Source organism: Paenibacillus violae (genome assembly GCF_032461945.1).
GTDB classification, from domain to species: domain Bacteria; phylum Bacillota; class Bacilli; order Paenibacillales; family NBRC-103111; genus Paenibacillus_E; species Paenibacillus_E violae.
Genome location: NZ_JAWCUD010000011.1, coordinates 272,172 through 292,268, shown reverse-complemented (window position 1 = coordinate 292,268; position 20,097 = coordinate 272,172). Strand labels below are relative to the sequence as shown.

General features: G+C 45.1%; 16 protein-coding genes and 1 pseudogene. 11 read left to right on the top strand and 6 right to left on the bottom strand.

The genetic code is table 11. The features are described 5' to 3' along the window. Nucleotides 1–165 precede the first annotated feature (165 nt). Nucleotides 166–1,374, bottom strand: coding sequence for an ornithine--oxo-acid transaminase (locus tag RQP52_RS27690; protein WP_315954837.1), 1,209 nt, complete (start codon nt 1,372–1,374; stop codon nt 166–168). A gap of 79 nt (nt 1,375–1,453) precedes the next feature. Continuing rightward, complete coding sequence (locus tag RQP52_RS27685) at nt 1,454–3,568, bottom strand: sigma-54 interaction domain-containing protein (protein WP_315954836.1); 2,115 nt, start codon at nt 3,566–3,568, stop codon at nt 1,454–1,456. Between the two features lie 296 nt (nt 3,569–3,864). On the opposite strand from RQP52_RS27685, the gene RQP52_RS27680 reads away from it, so the two are divergent. From RQP52_RS27680 to RQP52_RS27655, 6 genes are all read left to right on the top strand, one after another. After that, nucleotides 3,865–5,475: a glutathione ABC transporter substrate-binding protein gene (locus RQP52_RS27680; protein WP_315954835.1), complete on the top strand. Its 1,611-nt coding sequence runs from the start codon at nt 3,865–3,867 to the stop codon at nt 5,473–5,475. A gap of 90 nt (nt 5,476–5,565) precedes the next feature. Beyond that, the gene (locus tag RQP52_RS27675; protein ID WP_315954834.1) at nt 5,566–6,369 is read left to right on the top strand and encodes an ABC transporter permease; all 804 of its coding nucleotides are present in this window, start codon (nt 5,566–5,568) and stop codon (nt 6,367–6,369) included. Nucleotides 6,370–6,380: 11 nt separating this feature from the next. Further along, nucleotides 6,381–7,925, top strand: coding sequence for an ABC transporter permease (locus tag RQP52_RS27670; protein WP_315954833.1), 1,545 nt, complete (start codon nt 6,381–6,383; stop codon nt 7,923–7,925). Between the two features lie 12 nt (nt 7,926–7,937). Continuing rightward, nucleotides 7,938–8,930, top strand: a complete 993-nt coding sequence (locus tag RQP52_RS27665; protein ID WP_315954832.1) for an ABC transporter ATP-binding protein — start codon at nt 7,938–7,940, stop codon at nt 8,928–8,930. Then, entirely contained in the window at nt 8,923–9,900 is a 978-nt protein-coding gene (locus RQP52_RS27660; protein WP_315954831.1) for an ABC transporter ATP-binding protein, read from the top strand. The genes RQP52_RS27665 and RQP52_RS27660 overlap by 8 nt, the downstream gene beginning before the upstream one ends. 26 nt (nt 9,901–9,926) lie before the next feature. Continuing rightward, on the top strand, nt 9,927–10,949 hold the full coding sequence (locus tag RQP52_RS27655; RefSeq protein WP_315954830.1) for an asparaginase: 1,023 nt from the start codon (nt 9,927–9,929) through the stop codon (nt 10,947–10,949). Between the two features lie 385 nt (nt 10,950–11,334). Here the strand turns inward: RQP52_RS27655 and RQP52_RS27650 are convergent, their stop codons facing one another. The 3 genes from RQP52_RS27650 to RQP52_RS27640 are packed head-to-tail and all read right to left on the bottom strand — an operon-like array spanning nt 11,335 to nt 14,391. Then, nucleotides 11,335–12,228 carry a cyanophycinase gene (locus tag RQP52_RS27650; RefSeq protein WP_315954829.1) on the bottom strand — a complete coding sequence of 298 codons (894 nt, stop codon included), beginning with the start codon at nt 12,226–12,228 and terminating at the stop codon, nt 11,335–11,337. A 58-nt stretch (nt 12,229–12,286) separates the two neighbouring features. After that, entirely contained in the window at nt 12,287–13,204 is a 918-nt protein-coding gene (rocF, locus tag RQP52_RS27645) for an arginase (RefSeq protein WP_315954828.1), read from the bottom strand. Further along, on the bottom strand, nt 13,204–14,391 hold the full coding sequence (locus RQP52_RS27640; RefSeq protein ID WP_315954827.1) for a M20 family metallopeptidase: 1,188 nt from the start codon (nt 14,389–14,391) through the stop codon (nt 13,204–13,206). Before RQP52_RS27640 ends, rocF begins: the two co-directional genes overlap by 1 nt. A gap of 281 nt (nt 14,392–14,672) precedes the next feature. Here RQP52_RS27640 and RQP52_RS27635 point away from each other — a divergent pair, with 281 nt between their 5' ends. The 4 genes from RQP52_RS27635 to RQP52_RS27620 all read left to right on the top strand — a co-directional run bounded on the left by RQP52_RS27635 (nt 14,673) and on the right by RQP52_RS27620 (nt 18,778). After that, nucleotides 14,673–16,103: an NAD-dependent malic enzyme gene (locus RQP52_RS27635; RefSeq protein ID WP_315954826.1), complete on the top strand. Its 1,431-nt coding sequence runs from the start codon at nt 14,673–14,675 to the stop codon at nt 16,101–16,103. A gap of 49 nt (nt 16,104–16,152) precedes the next feature. Then, nucleotides 16,153–17,466: an RNA polymerase factor sigma-54 gene (rpoN, locus tag RQP52_RS27630; protein WP_315954825.1), complete on the top strand. Its 1,314-nt coding sequence runs from the start codon at nt 16,153–16,155 to the stop codon at nt 17,464–17,466. Nucleotides 17,467–17,797: 331 nt separating this feature from the next. Further along, nucleotides 17,798–18,547, top strand: coding sequence for an aminoglycoside phosphotransferase family protein (locus RQP52_RS27625; RefSeq protein ID WP_315954824.1), 750 nt, complete (start codon nt 17,798–17,800; stop codon nt 18,545–18,547). A 57-nt stretch (nt 18,548–18,604) separates the two neighbouring features. Next, complete coding sequence (locus RQP52_RS27620; protein WP_315954888.1) at nt 18,605–18,778, top strand: DUF5316 family protein; 174 nt, start codon at nt 18,605–18,607, stop codon at nt 18,776–18,778. Nucleotides 18,779–19,161: 383 nt separating this feature from the next. Here RQP52_RS27620 and RQP52_RS27615 read toward each other — a convergent pair. Continuing rightward, nucleotides 19,162–19,389: pseudogene (locus tag RQP52_RS27615) on the bottom strand (DUF4158 domain-containing protein); the annotation flags it as partial. A 96-nt stretch (nt 19,390–19,485) separates the two neighbouring features. Between RQP52_RS27615 and RQP52_RS27610 the strand changes: the two are divergent. Next, nucleotides 19,486–20,097, top strand: a complete 612-nt coding sequence (locus RQP52_RS27610) for a DedA family protein (RefSeq protein WP_315954823.1) — start codon at nt 19,486–19,488, stop codon at nt 20,095–20,097.

The following is a 20,097-nucleotide window of genomic DNA, read 5'->3' as shown; positions in this document are numbered from 1 at the left end:
CTGTTTGTACAATGGACGTCAACGTGCAGGCATCTACACAAATAGAAGCATTTTAAAGCGTAAGGTTCGTAAGAAAAAGAGCTCACCAGCAAGTAACGGTTCTACTTGGTGGTGGCTCTCTATTCGTTTGTTATGTCTAGTTCTTAGATTAAAATGTTACCTAGTTCAGTGCGCAGTCTCTTCATTCAGCACATCATATATGTGCTGCCAAGCCCAATCCAGCTCATCCTTTGTTATCGTAAGCGGAGGTGCCAAGCGGATAATATGCTCATGTGTTTCCTTGCACAGCAGCCCTTTTACTTTCAGCGCTTCACAATAGGGACGCGCTGGAACCTTCAAATCAATGCCGATAAAGAGTCCCCGACCGCGAATCTCTTTGATTCGTGGCGATTTTATTTCCTGAAGTCGCTTCAGGAAATAAGCCCCGAGCTCTTCCGAACGCTCCGCCAGCTGTTCGGCTTCGAGCACCTCAAGTGCAGCTACCCCAACGGCACAACCTAGCGGGTTGCCTCCGAATGTCGAGCCGTGAGAGCCTGGCTCGAACACTTCAAGAACCTCGCGATCTCCGGCAACGGCCGAGATCGGGAATACACCGCCGCCAAGGGCTTTGCCCAAGACATAGAGGTTCGGCGTGACGCCCTCCCAGTCGCTGGCAAAGCGGCGGCCCGTGCGGCCGAATCCCGTCTGGATTTCGTCGGCGACAAACAATACCCGATTCGATTGGCATAGCTCATAGCACTCACGCAGATAGCCGTCCTGCGGAATGACAATACCGGCTTCACCCTGAATGGGCTCGACAATAAACCCGGCCGTATTCGGCCCAATCGCCTCTTTCAAAGCAGTGACGTCCCCGTAAGGGATGATGCGGAAGCCAGGGGTGAAAGGACCAAAGCCACGTTTATATTCAGGAGACGAGGAGAAGGACGTAATGGTAACTGTGCGGCCATGGAAATTCCCTTCACACACGATGATTTCAGCCTGATCCGCTGGAATGCTCTTCACATCATAACCCCAGCGTCGAACTGCTTTCACTACGGTTTCGACAGCTTCGGCCCCAGTATTCATCGGGAGAATCATGGGTTTGCCCGTATAGGCTGCTAATTTCTCATAGAATAACCCCAGTGTTTCACTGTGAAATGCACGTGAGGTGAGTGTGACCTTTTCGGCCTGCTCCCGTAACGCTTTCACAATATGAGGATGTAGATGCCCCTGATTGAGTGCGGAATAAGCACTTAACATGTCCATGTAGCGATTTCCTTCGGGGTCCTCAACCCATACGCCTTGCGCTCTTGATATGACAATGGGCAGTGGATGATAATTGTGTGCCCCATATTTTTCGGTTTGTTCGATGATTCTGCTGCTCTTGGTTTCCATTGGTATGTCCTCCTTGGCGTACAGCCTGGTCAAGTTTGCCTTCTTGCACGGCTTCGGTACCCAATTGTACATAAGCAAATTACATGCCAGATGTTACCTCGGAAGTAAGAGAGTTCATCCAGTTCAAGCCGGTCTGAGTCACTTTAATGCCGCTTCTTCCACGGTAAATTAAGATATACCCTTGATGCTCTAGTAGCTCAATACGGTGGCGGACTTGCTGTTCGGTAAGTTCTTTATTCCACCAGCGTGTCTGTTCAGCAATTTTTTTTCGACCGATGGATTCCCCAGATTGGTTGAAGGTGTAGATCGTTTGCAGAATCATGAGCAAGTCTTTATCATCGACAACGCCGCCAACAGCCTTCTTTATGGGAATTTCTACACTTGCTGCGGTACCAGATTCAATCCGATACATGAGATCCCCCTTTACCCCAGATGATGAAGGTCGCTGGAAGAAATGAGTGTCAGGGATATCGTTTAACGTAACCGTATAGTTGTCACAAACAGCCAACATATAATCTATTGTATTCTTCAATTCTCGGACGTTGCCATACCATTCGTATTGCGAGAGACGATGTATCACTTCGGGTAAAATTTTGACGTTATTACGTCCACTCAGGTGAATAATATGTTGAATTAATTCCATAAAATCCTCTTTGCGTTTACGAAGCTCTGGCAAGTGAAGGTATAATACTTTAAGTCGGTGGTACAAATCCTCACGGAATTTACCGAGCTCGATCATTTTGAGCAAATCCTTATTCGTAGCAGCGATAACCCGTACATCAATAGGAATGATTTTACTTCCGCCAATTCGCATGATCTCTTTCTCTTGCAGGACGCGCAGCAACCTGGCTTGAAGCTTCAGGCTAATATCGCCAATTTCGTCTAAGAAAATAGTGCCGCCATTCGCTTGCTCGAAAACCCCGGTTTTCCCGCCTTTTTTAGCGCCTGTAAATGCGCCTTCTTCATAACCGAAAAGCTCACTCTCCATCAAATCCTCAGGCAACGAGCTGCAGTTAAGGGCGAGGTAGGTAGCGTTGCTGCGGAACGAAGCGTTATGAATCGCGCTGGAAAACAGTTCCTTTCCTGTGCCGCTTTCACCCTCGATGAGTACGGTTAAATCTGTTTTAGCGAGCTTGCCTGCAATGAGTTTGGTATTCTGTATGGCGGGGGAGCTCCCGACGATATCTTGGAACGTATATTTCGCGACAAAGCCCTTTTTCACCAGCTCCCGACGCAATGTTCTTTCCATTTTAATCGTCTGGTTCATGTCTTTGAAGGTAGCGACGGTAGAATTTTCTGTTTGCAGCATGAAGCGCTGTACGATAAACTCATTTTGCATGAATGTAAAACAACGACTTTCTTCCGTATGATCTGCAAGGATGTAAGTGATCAAATCCTGGTTCGGAATGACTTCTTTTAAAAGGCGCCCAATGGCTTGTTTGGAAGATACCTTAAACACGGTTTCCAAGATCTCGTTAAACACGGTGATTCGGCCTAACTCATCAATCGCGAGGATCCCGTCATCAACGCCATCAAGTACACGCTTAAAGTGCTTGTTTAAATGTTCAGATTCTCGGTTTGATCTTGCGAGCTTTTTATTTAAATCGATAATACTGCGTATGTTTTTAAAAGAAATACTTTCACCTTTTTCGGCAAGCAGACCGATATGTGACAGGATTTCCATCATGCTTGTAATATCAATGAGTCTGGTGCCGATGTCGATGACGGTTGTAATAAATGGCGGGATTAAGCCTAATTCACCTGGTGTAATCGCGTAAGTGATGTCAGGTGCGGGCTTACAGCCTGGATAATGCGGTATATAATCAATATGATCAATACCTAATTGCTGAAGCATGGAGATGGAATCATAACAATTCTGCGCATAATCACTCACATAGAGTGCGCGTGTTCCTTCGGGGATAGCGAGCAATTTATCGATATATTCGTAGTTGATGACACGCTTCGCAACCAGCACGTGGCAGCCTTCGCCGATTGCATCTTTGAAATCTTCTTCTAATAAATAGGAAGTGAGAATGATAAGTTTATTTCTAAATGGTGAAGGGAAGTTCTCTTCTAAGGAATAGCTTTCAATGTCAAACCAATCACCAATGACCTCTTCTAATTGTGCAGACAGGGTCTTGCGTGTGTCATTTGTTCCAGCTAATAAAATGAGCTCTTTCTTTTGATTGGACATGCCCCTTCACCTCGTGATGTTATAATTGAATTAAATGGACTCCCCATTAAAAACCATTAACAAACCCATTATAATAGGGATTGGCTCTCTTGAGTAGATGATGGTTAAATTGATATTCATCATGGTGGTTATTTGGTGCTTTTTGATTGGAGTTTATAAAATGTTTGTGAATTTTATTGTTGTCGCTGAGTTGGCATGGTTTTTGCTTAAATTAAAAGTGTGAGGAATGATTCCTGCAGACTGACATGATTATGGAAGGTATTCTATCATTAAAATACGGATAAGGGGAGATTACTTTGAAAAAACAGATGAAAGTCATGAACACTGCACTTGCAAGTATGCTTTTGTTGATCGGATTAAGCGCATGCAGCACAACAGACAAACCAGCAACTAGCACGACGCCCGTAGCGACTACAACTGCTAAAGCAACGGAAGCGCCGAAAGCTGTTGCTAAACCTCTTGTTGTTGGTATTGAAGCCGAGCCTAAATCTCTGAGTCCTTATAATGCAACAGATGGTAACTCTTCTGGAGTACAGGGCAGTATGTTTGAGGGCTTATTGAAATTGAGTGCAGACATGAAAGTGGTTCCGCAGTTAGCAACGGATTATAAGTTAAGTGCAGATGCCAAATCCATTACATTTACCCTTCGCCCCAATGTAACCTTCCATGATGGCAGCAAACTTACCGCACAAGGCGTTAAAGATAGCTTGGATTTCGTGCGTAATAAAGCCAATAAACAAGCGCGTGCCAGTTTTTTTGAGTTCGTAGATTCCATAACGGTTGTTGATGATACGCACGTAACGATTACCTCCAAATCTCCAAATTCAGCAATGGCTGCATACATGGCGCATTCTGCAGCATCCATTCTTTCCCCAGCCGAGCTGAAGAAGAAGAAGGATGATCCAAACTACAATATGGATCGTAATCCAGTTGGCACAGGTCCGTTTAAATTTGCAGAATGGAAAGATGGGCAATATGTGAAAGTGGTTCCTTATGACGGGTATTGGGATGCGGAGCACAAAGCCAAGCTGGAGAGCGTTACATACAAACCAGTTAAAGAAGCCAGCACACGTGTCAATATGTTGAAAACAGGCGAGCTCGATGTTGTGAAAAATGTGCCTTCTCAAAGCGCGAAAGAACTAAGTGCAGATACAACAATCGATATTAGCAAAAACCCAAGTATGGACGTTTTCTACGTTGGTGCTAACAACAAACTGCCACAATACAATAAAGAGGTTCGTCAAGCGATGAACTATGCAGTAAATAAAGAACAAATGATTGCGCAAGTAGAAAATGGCTATGGACGAGTTGCTGACTCTGCGATTGCTCCAAACGTTATTGGATACGCTGCTCAAAAGCCATATGAGTTTAATGTAGAAAAAGCAAAAGAACTTATGAAGAAAGGTGGTTTCGAGAAAGGCTTTGAAGCAACACTTTGGACGCGTAATGATACCGAATTTGTTGCCATCGCTGAGAATGTTTCCATCCAATTAGGTAAAATCGGCATTAATGCGAAAGTCGTACCCATGGAGTCAGGGACGCTATTTGATAAGCTAGATTCTGGAAAAGACATCGACATGTATATCGGTCGTTGGTCACCTGGAACGGGTGAAGCGGATTGGGGACTTCGTCCAAACTTCCATTCTACACGCATCCCGCCAAGCTATAATAACGATACTTTCTATATCAACAAGGAAGTCGATGATTTGCTTGACGGTGCACTAAGTTCATCCGATGCTAAGAAAACGCAAGAAAACTATGACAAGATTCAAAAAATCGTGTATGAAGATGCCGCGTGGTTATATCTGCTTTCTCCAGAATCCATTATTGGTAAACGCAAAGATGTCAGCAATGTTGTACTTCTTCCAACAGGCTATGTTGATGTGAACAATGCTGTAAAAAAATAGGTGTAACAGATCCTTGGCGAGAGCTAGGGATTTGGTTTCTTTTTCTCAACCATTTCCACGAGGAAAGTAGTGAGTAGCTTGTACTTATATATGATTAAACGCACATTAGGCATGATTCCTATTTTACTCATCGTATCGATCATTTCGTTTCTGCTCATCCATTTGACCCCATCCGATCCCATTCGGATTCTATATGGAAACGATTTGGATAAAGCGACCTATGAGAAGTATAAAAAGCTCGAGGGCTTCGATGATCCGCTATATGTCCAATACGGGCGGTATATGTATCAGGTGCTGGTGAAAGGCGATTTCGGGAAGTCTTATAATTCGAAGAGCAATGTGTCTAAAGAAATTATGGAACGTCTTAAAGCGACGACAATTTTGACACTTATGGCCATGATTTGGGCTGTTATCTTGGGTCTAGTTATCGGTATGATATCGGCTGTAAAACGAAATTCAGTGTGGGATAGGATGGGTATGATTGCATCCATTACAGCCCTGAGTGTACCTGAATTTTGGTTTGGCCTTATACTAGTCGAAGTCTTTTCTGTCAAACTGGGCTGGTTGCCTTCTGGTGGTGCAGGGGGAATCTCGCATTTAATATTGCCTTCTCTAACGCTTGGACTAGGAGTTGCTGCGGTTATTGCCAGATTTACTCGTTCTAGTGTATTAGAAGTGCTTCGTGAGGATTATATACGTACTGGCGGCGCCTCCGTCGTTGAAACGGTTTTTGTTTATCCGGGATTAGGATTATTTATGGTAGATGCCATCGTAACCAGGGATTATCCCGTTGTTCAGGCATTAATTATGTTGTTTTCGTTCCAATTTCTCGTCATTAATTTGCTCGTAGATATAGGTTATAGCTTTTTGAATCCGCAAATTCGTTATCAGTAAAGGAGATTCACATGCACGCAAACGAGACGAAGCCTTACTCTCCTTTTCGTTTCTTTCTCAATAAATTTTTGAAGCAGCGTCTAGCTGTTATCGCTGGATGTATGATTATTCTTATTATTTTCATTGGACTGTTCGGTCCATGGATTGCGCCATATGATGCTGGTGTTCCAGTCACTGAGCAGTATGCGGCAAAGGGTATTTCTGTGGAGGATCTAACCAGCCGTGATGTGCAAATAAGGGGAATTACAGGCAAAGGAACCGAAATCGGAGCGAAAGATTTGGTGAAGCTGACTTCTAGCAGTGACCACTCCGAGGTCGCAAAGGCATCCCTCAATGATCAGGGTGCGAAAGTGATGGCGGTTTCAAGTGGAACTGCGGCGATTCTATTTTGCTCGGAGGGGGCATGTTCGGCCATACAAGTAGGTGTATCGGATCAAAGTGGTCAACCTATTCCTGCAAACGTTACCGCGTCGACCCCAGCGAAGGAACAAGCCGTGGGGGATTCCTTTCAACTTCAGCCAGAGATTGTTCTTACGGATGGTATGAAGCTGCAGGGGATTGCGGCTATAGCTGACTACGCAAAGTCACATGGGCAGAAGACTCAGACGGAAGATAATGGCTTCGTGACAGGCAGCGCTAAGAAAGTGGAATCAGGGTTGCAATTTGAGTCCATAACTCCGCAGATCGTATCCGTTGACAAGGAGGGCAAGGTTCGGGCTGTTAGAGAAGGAGCGGGACTTATCAAAATTTCTTATGGCTCTGTTTCTTCCTTGGTTCCCTTCGTTGTTGGTGCAGGAAATACGTATATTGGATTGACGCAGCTAAAGCTATCCCAGAGTCAGATCGCGTTAGAAGGGATTTTCAAGCATCAAGAGCCTTCCACTCGTCATTGGTTTGGGACCGATCATGTCAACCGAGATATTTTCAGTCGTGTACTCGTTGGAACGCGTCAAACCTTAATTATTGGATTTGTTTCTGTATGTATTGGTGCCGTTCTTGGTATCGTGTTTGGTTTGTTGGCTGGTTACTACGGTCGTTGGACCGATAGGCTCATCTCGCGCGGTTCTGATATTTTACTTTCTTTCCCAGGTATTTTACTCGCCATCTTCGTGGTGGCCGTTATTGGACCAGGAATGGTTAATATTATTATGGCAGTCGCTGTGTTCACGGTGCCTATTTTTATTCGAATCGTTCGCGGAAGTGTACTTTCCCTAAAAGAAATGACGTATGTGGAAGCCGCTCGCTCCATTGGTGTCAAGGATTCAGTCATTATTTTCCGACACATATTCCCAGGTACGCTATCTGTCGTCATGATTTATCTAACGATGCGCATCGGAAGCGCGATTCTCATTGGAGCTGGACTAAGCTATCTTGGACTTGGAGGCGACGTCACCGCGCCAGAATGGGGATCGATGCTGAATGCTGCGAAAAACAACTCTATGCAACAGTTTTTTCCATTGTTCTTTCCCGGTATAGCAATCGTGATTACGGTACTCTGCTTTAATCTACTCGGGGACGGACTAAGGGATGCATTAGATCCGAAACTCAAGGAATAGAGGACTCACACCATGGACAAAAAACTACTTGAAGTAGAGAATTTACGGGTTAATTTTAAAGTCGAAGGCAAGGAAGTTTCGGTGGTGAATGGCATATCCTTTGGCATTGATGCGGGTGAAACGGTAGGCGTCGTTGGTGAATCCGGTTGCGGGAAAAGTATTACTTCACTCTCGATTATGGGGCTTATTCCAAGTCCTCCAGGGCGCATAGCCGATGGTCGGATCCTGTATAACGGACAGGATTTGCTCCAGCTCAAAGAAAGTCAGATGCAGCAAATTCGCGGTAATGACATTTCGATGATTTTTCAAGAGCCCATGACCTCGCTGAATCCTGTTATCCGCGTAGGTAAGCAGCTGGATGAGGTCATTTTGCTTCATAATGCGGTATCCAAGAAAGCGGCCAAGGAGCGCTCAATTGAGATGCTGCGCACGGTTGGTATTGCACAAGCCGAGCAGGTTTATGCGAGCTATCCGTTTCAGCTCTCTGGCGGCATGCGCCAGCGTGTCATGATCGCGATGGGGCTTGCATGTGAGCCCAAGCTGTTAATTGCCGACGAGCCGACGACAGCTCTCGATGTGACCATTCAAGCCCAAATTCTAGATTTGATGCGTCAGCTTAAGCAGAAAACGAATACATCCATTTTATTAATAACGCATGATCTTGGGGTTGTAGCTGAAATGTGTGACTATGTCGTCGTTATGTATGCTGGTGAAATTGTTGAGGAAGCGAATGTCGATACGCTATTTCATGATCCGCAGCATCCGTATACGAAAGGTTTGCTTGCCTCCATCCCCAAGCTGGGTGATAAACGTGATCGGTTGTATTCCATTCCTGGGCAAGTGCCGCCAGCGGGAACTATTACTTCAGGTTGTAAATTTGCTGGACGTTGTTCTGAAGTGCTGGATGTATGCCGCACGACGAGTCCTGAGCTCGTTTCAGTAGGCGTGAAGCATCGGAGCCGTTGCTTACTTCATCACGGCAAGGAGGCCATCGTTTATGAATAAGCCATTGCTCGAAGTTAGAAATTTGCAAGTGCATTTTCCGGTTAAATCGAGTATTTTTCAGCGCGCAAAGACATTTGTAAAAGCCGTAGATGATGTTTCTTTTGATGTGAATGAACGTGAAACGCTTGGCATTGTGGGTGAATCGGGTTGTGGTAAATCAACAACGGGGAGAGCCGTACTTCAGTTGATTCCTCCAACTTCGGGTCTTGTACATTTTGAAGGGAAATCACTTATTGGATTGAAGTCTCACGAATTAAGGAAGAAACGGCAGAACATGCAGATGGTGTTCCAAGATCCGTATTCATCTCTAAACCCGAGATTAACGGTGGAGCGTATCCTAGCAGAGCCCCTTCAAGCACATGGCATAGGCAGCCATGAAGAACGTAGGTCCCAAATTCTCGAAGTCATGGATCTTTGTGGACTTAGCAGCACTTATATCAATCGTTATGCGCATGAATTTTCAGGTGGTCAGCGGCAGCGAATCTGTATTGCAAGGGCGTTAATTTTGAGGCCTAAACTGATTGTTGCCGACGAGCCTGTCTCTGCTTTAGACGTTTCCATTCAATCTCAAATCCTTAATCTTATGCAGGATTTGCAGCGAGAACTAGGGTTGACCTATTTGTTTATATCCCATGACCTAGCGGTTGTAAGACATTTGTGTACACGAGTGGGTGTAATGTATTTAGGTCGGATGGCGGAGATTGCACCTGTTGAGTCCCTTTATGAGACGCCGCTCCACCCTTATACGCAAACGCTGCTTTCAGCTATTCCGAAAGGAAGTCCTCGTGAAGTTAAAGAACGGATTATACTGCAAGGGGAAGTGCCTTCGCCTCTAAATCCGCCATCTGGCTGTGCTTTTTCGACACGATGTCCTCACGTTATGGATCGCTGCCGGACAGTTCGCCCTGAACTTCAAGAGGTAGGCGGGGCTAGTCATCAAGTTGCTTGCCATTTATACGACGAAGAATGAAAGAAACTAATAAAGGGGTGAGGCCTGTGGGGGAAAGGTTAGTCGTTGTCAAAAGAGGAAATAGAATCGAAAGCGAGCACACGGGTCATATCGCCGTTGTGGATGCTTCGGGTCAGCTTATCGCAAGCCTGGGTGACCCAAGGCGCCTCACATTTGCTCGCTCGACGTTGAAACCGCTTCAGGCGATACCGCTCGTTCATTCTGGCGCAGCGGAACGATTCTTGATGAGCGCCAAGGATATCGCCATTTGCTGCGGCTCGCATAATGGAGAAGAAAGGCACGTTGAAGCGGTCCATTCTTTGCTATCGCGGATTGGACTTGATGAACACCGTCTGTGTTGCGGTGCACATGCACCTTACGATGGCGCCAGCTACGAGGCGTTGCTGGCACAAGGGAAAAAACCCACAGCGGTGCACAATAACTGTTCGGGGAAGCATGCAGGCATGTTGGCGCTTGCTCTTCATTTGCACAGCGATATAGCCCGTTATGGCGAGCTTGAGCACCCGGTTCAACAACGTGTTTTTCATACGCTTTGTGAATTAGCCGAATTGGCGCCGGAGGAAATTGAAATTGGAACGGATGGCTGTGATTTACCGACGTTTGGCTTACCTCTGTATAAATTAGCGCGTGTCTTTCAGTTATTTGCCAATCCGAATAGTATCGAGAGTTATTCGTTGAAATTAGCTGTGAGACAAATTGCGGCCGCTATGATGGAACAACCGGAAATGGTCGGCGGATTGGATGTGCTATGTACGGATTTAATTAATGCGCTTCCGCAACGCATTATTGCTAAGGGGGGAGCTGAAGGTGTATATTGTATGGGGCTCGTGGATAAAGGGATTGGCATCGCACTTAAAATTGATGATGGCAATTATCGGGCAGCCTACCCAGCTGCCATTGAAACACTCGCACAACTCGGTTTTCTTAATCAAAGTGAGAAGCAATTGCTCCAAGCGTACCATTACCCACCGGTGAGAAATCGCAACAGGCATATTGTTGGTGGCATAGAGCCGGTGTTCTCTCTTCATTTTGAAAAGGGGGCGAAATAACATGATTTCCTTCTTACGCCTATCGCCGACATCGGTAACGATCACACGATTTGCTTAGCTTGCGAAGCGGGACAATTTGAGCTGAAGTGATGGAACCAGTGCTAGTCTTTAACTTGCTGAAGTCGCTCAAAATACTGCGCAATGCCGCCGATGTATTCGAATGCTTTGCGAATGAAGGTTTGTGGAATAAACCTTATAATCATGATCTAGGAATATGCTTTGACCTTGGGTGAGTCTCTCTTCATGAGAGGCTCATTGTGTTTTTGTGAGTTGACTTCCCAGGAAATAAATAAGCCGCCTCCCTAGCCATCAGCGTTTGCTGAGCTAGGAACAGCGGGGGCACTTCACAACGATATGAATAATTAATTACGATAGTTTGTAATTCTCAACTACTTGGTACTAACAAGCCCCCCTGTGGGTCTCGGGCGACGCACAGGTTAAAATCAAACGTATCCCCTGCCCGCAGGGAATACCCCAGGCCAAGGCGGCTGGCCTGCTCGTTTACAAGAATCCGTACCTGATTCTCTCCAACGACACTGCCTAGTCCAGCCCGGATCAAGATCGCCGTGTTCTCATCCACGCCGATCCCAAACCTGCTGTTCAAGGAGCGAACAGCCAAGGGCAGCCGTACTTCCCGGCTTCGCTCGCGGAAGTGCGTATCCACGCAAGCATTAAGCTCGCTCGCGAAGCCAAAGCCCTTCATGCAGCCGCCGACATCAGGCTGCCCCTCGACGACAAGCGTCGCGCTTGCGATCGACTTGTGCACTAACCCCAATCCTGCGCGATAACCGCTCAGGGTTCCCTCGCCATACGTCCACGTACCTTGGACGGATGCACCTGCACTTGACCCTGCAACGACCCCTCCGCGATGATAGACCTCGCGGACTGCCCGCAGCAGAGGGGTGTCCTCACCTTCATCAGTGAGAAGGCATCGAGCATGCTTAGCTTGATCCCCGCCATTTAGCCAAACCGCTTGTACATTGGCGATTAACTCGATGTATACATCATCATATGCAGCCCTCTGGTAGTTATCGATGGCGATCGGAATGAATAGTGGTTCAAAGCCATACTTTTGAAACAGCTTGCCATAGCCTGAAAAGCCGCAATCATCAACATGATAAGCCAGTTTTGCGGCCTGCAAGCTCGGTGCAGCCGAGCAGAGCACAGCAATTCGCGGTTTTCTGTTTGGTTTTACTTGCTGTTCTACGCCCATGCTGGATAAACCGCCTCCCACTGCGGCATCATAAAGCGTTCCCCAAACGGCTTTGTTGTCGTCCAATAAGTGGCCTCCACCAAAGAGGGTGGTTCCTAATCTTAAATGCTTCCTATTATCCATTTTATAAAATTTGCTTTCCTAATAAAGAGCTAATTAATCCAACTGCTAATTGGGAGGTTTTATTATTCACATCGAGCAATGGATTCACTTCAACGAATTCAGCGGAAGTGACAATGCCTGCTTCATGCAGCATTTCTAGAGCAAGATGGGCTTCTCGGAACTGGAGTCCGCCTTTCACTGTGGTGCCTGTACCAGGCGCTTCGTTTGGATCCAGAGAATCGATGTCATAGCTAACGTGAACGCCATCCGTACGCTCTTTAAGATAATCAATGGCTTCTTGCATCACTTGTGCCATTCCTTTGCGGTCAATATCGTACATGGTAAAACATTTAATTCCCAGTGATCTAATGAGCTTTTTCTCTCCTTCATCCAGGGAACGACAGCCAATAAGGACGATATTTTCAGGCTTCAATTTCGGCTGTAAGCCTCTCATTTCCGTCAATAGGGGGTGCCCAATGCCTAAGCTAACAGCGAGTGACATACCGTGAATGTTGCCGGAGGGACTCGTAACGGCGGTGTTAAGATCGGAATGAGCATCGATCCAAATGACACCTAAATTCTTGTGGCGTGTGGAAAGCCCAGCAAGTGTGCCAATAGATATGCTATGATCGCCACCAATGATTAGCGGAAATTCGCCTCGTTCAACGGTTTGAGACACCTGTTCGGCTAGTTGAGTGTTAATGGTTATGACCTCTGCCAGATAATTCAGATTGGTAATATCTTGTTCTACATCTAAAGCTGTTGCAGCTACCTCACCTAAGCTGATAACCGTTATATCATCGATGGACAAATCCATTTTTTGGATACTGCGAAGTAAACCCGCCTGTAAAATAGACTTGGGGCCTTGGCTGGCACCACGTCGACCTGCTCCAAGATCAAATTGGACAGTTATCGTTGCAATTTTTGGTCGCATGCTCATTAGACTTCCCCCTTAGTTATGGTTGTCGTTGCAAGAAACTCTTTACGAATCTTAAGCAGTAGATTTGGATTGCTCAAAATATCATATCCGGTCCATGCGAGTGACTTGGCACCTAACAAAAGAGCCTGCATGCCATTCTCGCTCCCTGCTGCATCTTTGAACTCAATCGTGTGTCCGCCATAGGGGCTGTTAGGAATTTGAATATAGGGATGTATGGCAGCCGTTCGTTGACTAACATTACCAATATCTATGGATCCGTGGTCAAGCCCATGATGAATTTGTGCGGGATCCACACCAAGATTGATGAGATTTTGAACGAAAGCTTCAGATAAAGCTTCATTGGTAATTAGATTATCATATCCGAGCTCGTAATTGGATATCTGTAATGTTGTCCCTGTCGCAAGCGCTGCTGCTCGTGCGCAGTCTTTAACTTTTTCAACCATGGTCCCGAGTGTGCTCTTTGTTCGAGTTCGAACATAAAATTGCGCCTGTCCATGGTCGGGGACAACATTCGCAGCAGTACCGCCATGTGTAATAATACCGTGAATTCGAACATCTGATGTCATATGCTGGCGAAGGGCGTTAATGGCATTGAATGTTTGAATAACCGCATCTAGCGCATTAATACCATCTTGTGGTCTCGCTGCAGCATGGGCAGTCTTTCCGATAAAATCAAATTGAACAGCTTCCATGGCCATGGACACACCACTACGCTCATAGAACTGAGATGGATGCACCATAAGGGCGGCATCGACGGCATCGAATAGACCTTGCTCCGCCATCGTAACTTTCCCACCGCTAGTTTCTTCCGCAGGGGTTCCAAAAACGATGACTGTTCCGCCAAACTGATCAACGGCTTTCTTTAAAGCGATTGCAGCGGTTACGCTCATTACACCAATGAGATTGTGTCCGCATGCGTGTCCAATCTCAGGTAATGCATCATATTCGGCTAAATAAGCAATGGTAGGTCCAGGAACTGTAGAGGAATATATAGCTTGAAAGGCTGTCGGTAAACCGGAGGTGCCGGTCTTAACATGAAATCCGTGGGACTTCAATAATTGAGTGAGCAGCTCACACGCTTTAAATTCTTGATGTCCGAGCTCTGGATTTTCCCAAATGGTTCGGGCGGCATGAATCCATATGTCCTTATTTGTTTCAATAAATGAAGCTATCTTTTCCTTTTCCATGCATGCTTCCTTCTTTCTGTGGGCAAATGAGGCAGGGGACTGCTAATTACTTTCTCTAGCAAAAAGCGTGCCACTTGGAATATGCGTGATTTCATTTATTTGAGATGTTCTTATTGGGGGGGATTCATTATTAACAACCAATAATCACCATAAAAGCGTCTATTCCTATTTCAATGATATTTAATTCAATGGGGAATCGTAACGCCTTCTGTTGGCATCGTTTTTGCTTAGAAGTAGGTAGGCCTTCCTTGCCTACACCTAAGGAGGAATCGAAAATACAAATGGAAAAGTCACTGTCGACGAACTATCGGGGAAATAGTGTTATTATTCGGTTAGAAATGAAGGTTGATCGCATGGCCTTCGGTGAAGCTGTTACATCCTTGGCAGCGGTCGGCGGTGATATCACAGCGATTGATATCATAAGTAACGGCGGAGGTGTTACAGTTCGGGATATCACAGTCCATATGCCGGATTCTGTTACGCCGACAGATTTGACTGATGCTTTGAAAAAAACGCCCGGCGTCAAAGTGGTACATATTTCCGATCGTACCTTCTTATTGCATCTTGGTGGTAAGATTTCGGTTATTCCCAAAACGCCGATTCAAAATCGTGATGATCTATCGCGAGTGTACACGCCGGATGTTGCAAGGGTGAGTATGGCAATCTATGAGGACCCGAATAAAGCCTTCAGCCTAACGATTAAACGGAGTATGGTTGCTGTTATTTCAGACGGCAGCGCGGTTCTTGGGCTAGGCAATATTGGGCCGAGAGCGGCAATGCCTGTAATGGAAGGAAAAGCAATGCTTTTTAAACAATTGGGTGATGTAGATGCGTTCCCGATTTGCCTAGAGACGCAAGATACCGAAGCAATTATTACAACTATTAAGCATATTTCAACGGCCTTCGGCGGTATTAATTTGGAGGATATATCCTCACCCCGTTGTTTTGAAATTGAAGAGAGACTTCGCAAGGAGCTAGATATTCCCGTCTTTCATGATGATCAGCATGGGACGGCAGTGGTGGTGTATGCGGGTTTAATTAATGCACTGAAATTAGCGAAGAAATCGATTCACGAAGTGCGTGTTGTTATAGCTGGGATAGGCGCAGCAGGCATCGCTGTCAGTAAAATTTTGCTAGCAGCAGGGGTGAAGGATTTGGTAGGGGTAGACGTCGAAGGGATACTCATTCGCACGGAAACCTATACCAATCCTATGAAACAATGGTATGCTGAGCATACGAATCCATTCTTACGTGAGGGAAGTTTACAAGACGCTTTGATGGGTGCTGATGTATTTGTCGGCGTCTCTGCTGGCGGTATTCTGAAAAGGGAACATGTACAAAGTATGGCAGAGGATCCAATCGTTTTTGCAATGGCCAATCCTACGCCAGAAATTATTCCTGATCTCATCGAAGATATTGTTGCTGTCGTAGCTACGGGTCGTTCGGATTATCCGAATCAGATTAATAACGTGCTTTGCTTCCCTGGGATGTTCCGAGGTGCATTGGATTGTCGTGCTTCGGACATCAATGAAGAGATGAAGCTGGCAGCTGCAGAAGCCATTGCTTCAATTGTCACAGCGGATGAGTTAAGTAAACAATATATTATACCGAGTGTTTTTAATGATCAAGTGGTCAAAAGAGTGAGAGATCGCGTTGTACAGGCGGCAATTTCTACAGGAATTGCGAGACGGATCCCAAGGGAATTCCGTTAATTTTCGATTAGTAGTCCATACCCACCCGACACAAAGGAGGATGAGCGAGATGTCCATGAGTATGCAACAGAAACAGTCCCAGCAGGTTAAATTGGCAATGACACCGGAGTTAAGACAATCTATTCATATTTTGCAACTATCCGGGTATGAGCTAAATCAATTCTTGCTAGAACAGTCCGTAGAAAATCCGATACTTGAAGTGGAAGAGTCCCCCTATTTGTATCGTAAAATACGTTCCTCTGGATCTTTGGATGCATCACAAACAGACCCGCTTCTTCTCCTACGGGCGCATGAGCAGTCACTTCAAGACTATGTATGTTCACAACTGCGAGTTCATATAAGACTGACACCGGCAGTACGTAAATTCGCAATCTTTCTTGCAGGTAATCTGGATGAAAAAGGATATCTCAGTCTGAAACTGGACGAATGTTGTGAAATTCTGGGGGAGAACATGGAGGTAGCCTTAGATGCCCTTGCAGCACTGCAGTCACTAGATCCTGCAGGTATTGGGGCTAGAGATGTTCGAGAATGCTTGCTAATCCAGATTCGGAAGGATAGCGAGGCAGATGTTGGCGCTTTGGCATGTGTGGAACATTACTTACCCCAATTAGCTCAAGGGAGATATAAAGAGGTCGGAGTTAGGTTGAAGCGTTCAGAGCAGCAAATTGCGAAAATACACGCCTATATCAAGACTTTAAATCCTTGGCCAGGCAGCTCTTACCCTCCTGATGTGAAGCCCTGCTATATCATACCGGATGCGTATATTCGCCGAGAGCCTAATGGGTTTTCCATTCAGGTGAATACGAAGTATATGCCACGTGTCTCTATGAACTCCGCCTATTCACAATGGGTGAATGACAAGCAGGAGGATGCATCCTTTTACCTCAGGGATAAATTCAAATCTGCCAGTTGGTTAATCAAAAGCATCGAACAACGCAATGCCACACTTCATCGTGTTATTCAGGTATTAATCGATGAACAGTACAATTTCTTGCATATGGGTTTGGCGTATCTCAGGCCTTTAAATCTGAAGAGTGTCGCGGAGAGATTAGGGCTGCATGAGTCAACTATTTCACGTGCCGTGCAAAATAAATACATTCAGACCCCCCAGGGGTTAATCGAAATGAAATTTCTCTTTTCTATGGGACTTCAAACGTCACAAGGTAGCACGGTTTCAGTTTCCTTGGTGAAATATAAAATGAAGGAAATTTTCTCGCAAGAGCGGAAATCTGCGCCTTACTCCGATCAACAAATCTCTGAGCTTCTCGTCACGCAGGGAATTGGGATTTCCCGAAGAACCGTGGCCAAATACCGGGAGGAGCTAGCTATTCCAGCCGCTTCCATTCGTAAACAGCGGGTGTGAGAACTAAGGGTTAGTAAAGGGAATAATTGAAAAAGGAGCTAAGTGGTTGTGCGCTTAGCTCTTTTTATGCTTTAGTCTTTTCTTCCGTTAAATAGGAACATATTCGGAACCCTAAGGGGTTCCAGTTATTGGTTTTGTTAATATAGCCTTGAGATTAAACTAAAGGGAGTTTAGTTATAATTGTTCTATATAAGAAATGCCTTGAAGTATTTTGTTATTATTAAGGGAGTACGTCCAATACTTACAGACTAATATCTGTAAAAGCGAGGAATGAAACTCAGTGACTCAGGAAGAAGTGTTAAATGGCGGTAATGTAAATCACATAATTCGAATGTCGAACACGGTTCGTCGACCTATAGGTATTTGGAGTCCGAATATTCATGAACTACTAGTTCATTTGGAAAAGAAAAGTTTTGAGGGAGCACCAAGATTTCTTGGAATCGATGGCTCTGGCCGCGAAATATTGACTTTTATTCCTGGAGTAGTACCTGGGAACAATTATCCGAAACTTGAATCCTATATGTGGTCAGACGAAACTCTTGTGGGTTTGGCATGTCTAATGCGCAGCTTCCATGATGCGACTAACGCGTTTACTCCTACTAAGGAGGCCAGATGGCAACTTAGCTACGCTGAAGAGACTGAACATGAAGTGATCTGTCATAATGACGCAGCATTATATAATGTTGTCTTTCAAAATGGTGCTCCCGTGGCACTAATTGATTTTGATATGGCAGGCCCAGGACCGCGTATGTGGGACATTGCATACACCTTGTACACATCGGTTCCGCTTGCGAGTTTCGCACCTGACCACTTTTCTGAAACAACGGTACCATACCAAAATGAAATACACGCCGCAGAGCGTCGGCGGCGAATTCATTTGTTTTTTGAATCGTATGGAATTCCTGTCCCAAATAATTTGCAGCAATGGATTCTACAACGTTTGATAGTACTGTGTGATACGTTGAGAAATGGTGCCGCCGCAGGGAATCCAGCCTTTAAAAAAATGGTTGATGAGGGGCACTTGGCGCACTATGAAAAAGAGGTTCTTTTTGTACAAGATCATTTCGATGGATGGATGTAGAATAGATTTTTCCCGCTAAAAACAAATTGAAGTGAAGGAGCTTGCCTTTCAGGCTGCATTGGTTTAATTCTAATTATCTCTACTATTTTTACAAGTGGCGCACTGATATCAGGTGACCGCCAACGAGCTAATGATAATACAGAAACCACAAATGATAAAAAACAAAGGGGCAGTATCTCTATAGCATGTTTTCTTGCAGCTATCTATCAGAAACGACAGAGCCAAGTTTAATGTTTGCTCCTTCTAGTATCTTTTAAATGCGGTTGTGTTATTGGTTAGGGAGCTATCATCCTAAAAAGGATTTGCCGCAGGCGAGGATTGGGGGCTAGCAATGCCGACAATGAAAGAAGATATCTTCCCAAAATACGGGGATTGAAGTAGCCGAGTTGTTCAGCGATTTCATAAATTTTGTCCTCTTTAACTGGAATCCGGACGTCTTGTAATATAGACGGTCGGATTTTTATTTTGAGGGGAGTCGATGAGCTTGGCATATCACCTCTTTCTGCACCTAACGTCCTTAGCGTATATTTTGGTTAAAATGATGGCGGGACCCCAATCTGCTCCGGAGTAAGAGACGAAATAAGCAGCTTGGATATTTTCTCTTCGGCGCATTACAGGGCTTCCCATACAACATGTTCCAGTGTTGTTATTCCAGGTAAAATTATTTTTTGCTTGCGTAGCTCATCTATTGCTGTGCGAAGCAAGTAAACGGCATTTCCATTCTCTAAGTCATATTTCAACAAAGTTTGGGAGATTGAGCGGTATTCCCGAAGCGTAAAATTCCGGTAGCCGTACAACTGTCGTATTTCCTCCATGTGTTCCCTGCGGGTTGGCTCCTGCTTTATTCTTCCTTCAGATTTTCTTTAGAATTATCCCCATCGATTCCTTAGATTTATATATTAATATAATCCCATCGACATCAAAGAGGAGGTTATAACGTGATCAGTGATACTATCATCCAGCTAGTCAATCACCATGGGTATCTGATTTTTTTCCTTGCCTTCTGCCTAGGTCCATTCGGAATACCCGTTCCTAATGAAATAACGATACTAACCGGTGGCATTTTGGGTAACAACGGAACTTTAAACCCGTGGATTATATATATTTTTATCCTCGCTGGCTTACTAACAGCTATTACATTTGGTTTTTTAGCTGGCAAAATCTTTGGGGAGCAAATCAAATCAAAGTTTCAATTCAACCGCCATTTTCAGAAGGCAGAGAAACTTTTTAAACAACACGGAGATAACGCCATGTGTCTAGGCTTTTTAATTCCAGTGGTTCGGTATGTTCTGCCAGTATTCGTTGGATTAAACGGTTTCTCGTACAAGAAGTTTGCGTTGATTTCATATTCCAGTGCTTTTGTGTGGACCGCTACATTCTTTGCTTTCGGTAAGTTCTTTGGAGCTCATATACTGAGTGTTCTGGCTTTAATTGATGTTAAATCAATCGTAGTGACATTGTGCATAGCTGTTGGTAGTTTTATAACCGCCCAATGGTACAAATCTAAATATACCAACTCGTCTTTGCAGTATGAGCCGATGAATAAATGA

Coding starts and splice junctions, on each gene's coding strand:
- RQP52_RS27690 (WP_315954837.1), bottom strand. CDS start 1,374: ATGGAAACCAAGAGCAGCAGAATCATCGAACAAACCGAAAAATATGGG.
- RQP52_RS27685 (WP_315954836.1), bottom strand. CDS start 3,568: ATGTCCAATCAAAAGAAAGAGCTCATTTTATTAGCTGGAACAAATGAC.
- RQP52_RS27675 (WP_315954834.1), top strand. CDS start 5,566: ATGATTAAACGCACATTAGGCATGATTCCTATTTTACTCATCGTATCG.
- RQP52_RS27670 (WP_315954833.1), top strand. CDS start 6,381: ATGCACGCAAACGAGACGAAGCCTTACTCTCCTTTTCGTTTCTTTCTC.
- RQP52_RS27665 (WP_315954832.1), top strand. CDS start 7,938: ATGGACAAAAAACTACTTGAAGTAGAGAATTTACGGGTTAATTTTAAA.
- RQP52_RS27660 (WP_315954831.1), top strand. CDS start 8,923: ATGAATAAGCCATTGCTCGAAGTTAGAAATTTGCAAGTGCATTTTCCG.
- rocF (WP_315954828.1), bottom strand. CDS start 13,204: ATGAGCATGCGACCAAAAATTGCAACGATAACTGTCCAATTTGATCTT.
- RQP52_RS27640 (WP_315954827.1), bottom strand. CDS start 14,391: ATGGAAAAGGAAAAGATAGCTTCATTTATTGAAACAAATAAGGACATA.
- RQP52_RS27635 (WP_315954826.1), top strand. CDS start 14,673: ATGGAAAAGTCACTGTCGACGAACTATCGGGGAAATAGTGTTATTATT.
- rpoN (WP_315954825.1), top strand. CDS start 16,153: ATGTCCATGAGTATGCAACAGAAACAGTCCCAGCAGGTTAAATTGGCA.
- RQP52_RS27625 (WP_315954824.1), top strand. CDS start 17,798: ATGTCGAACACGGTTCGTCGACCTATAGGTATTTGGAGTCCGAATATT.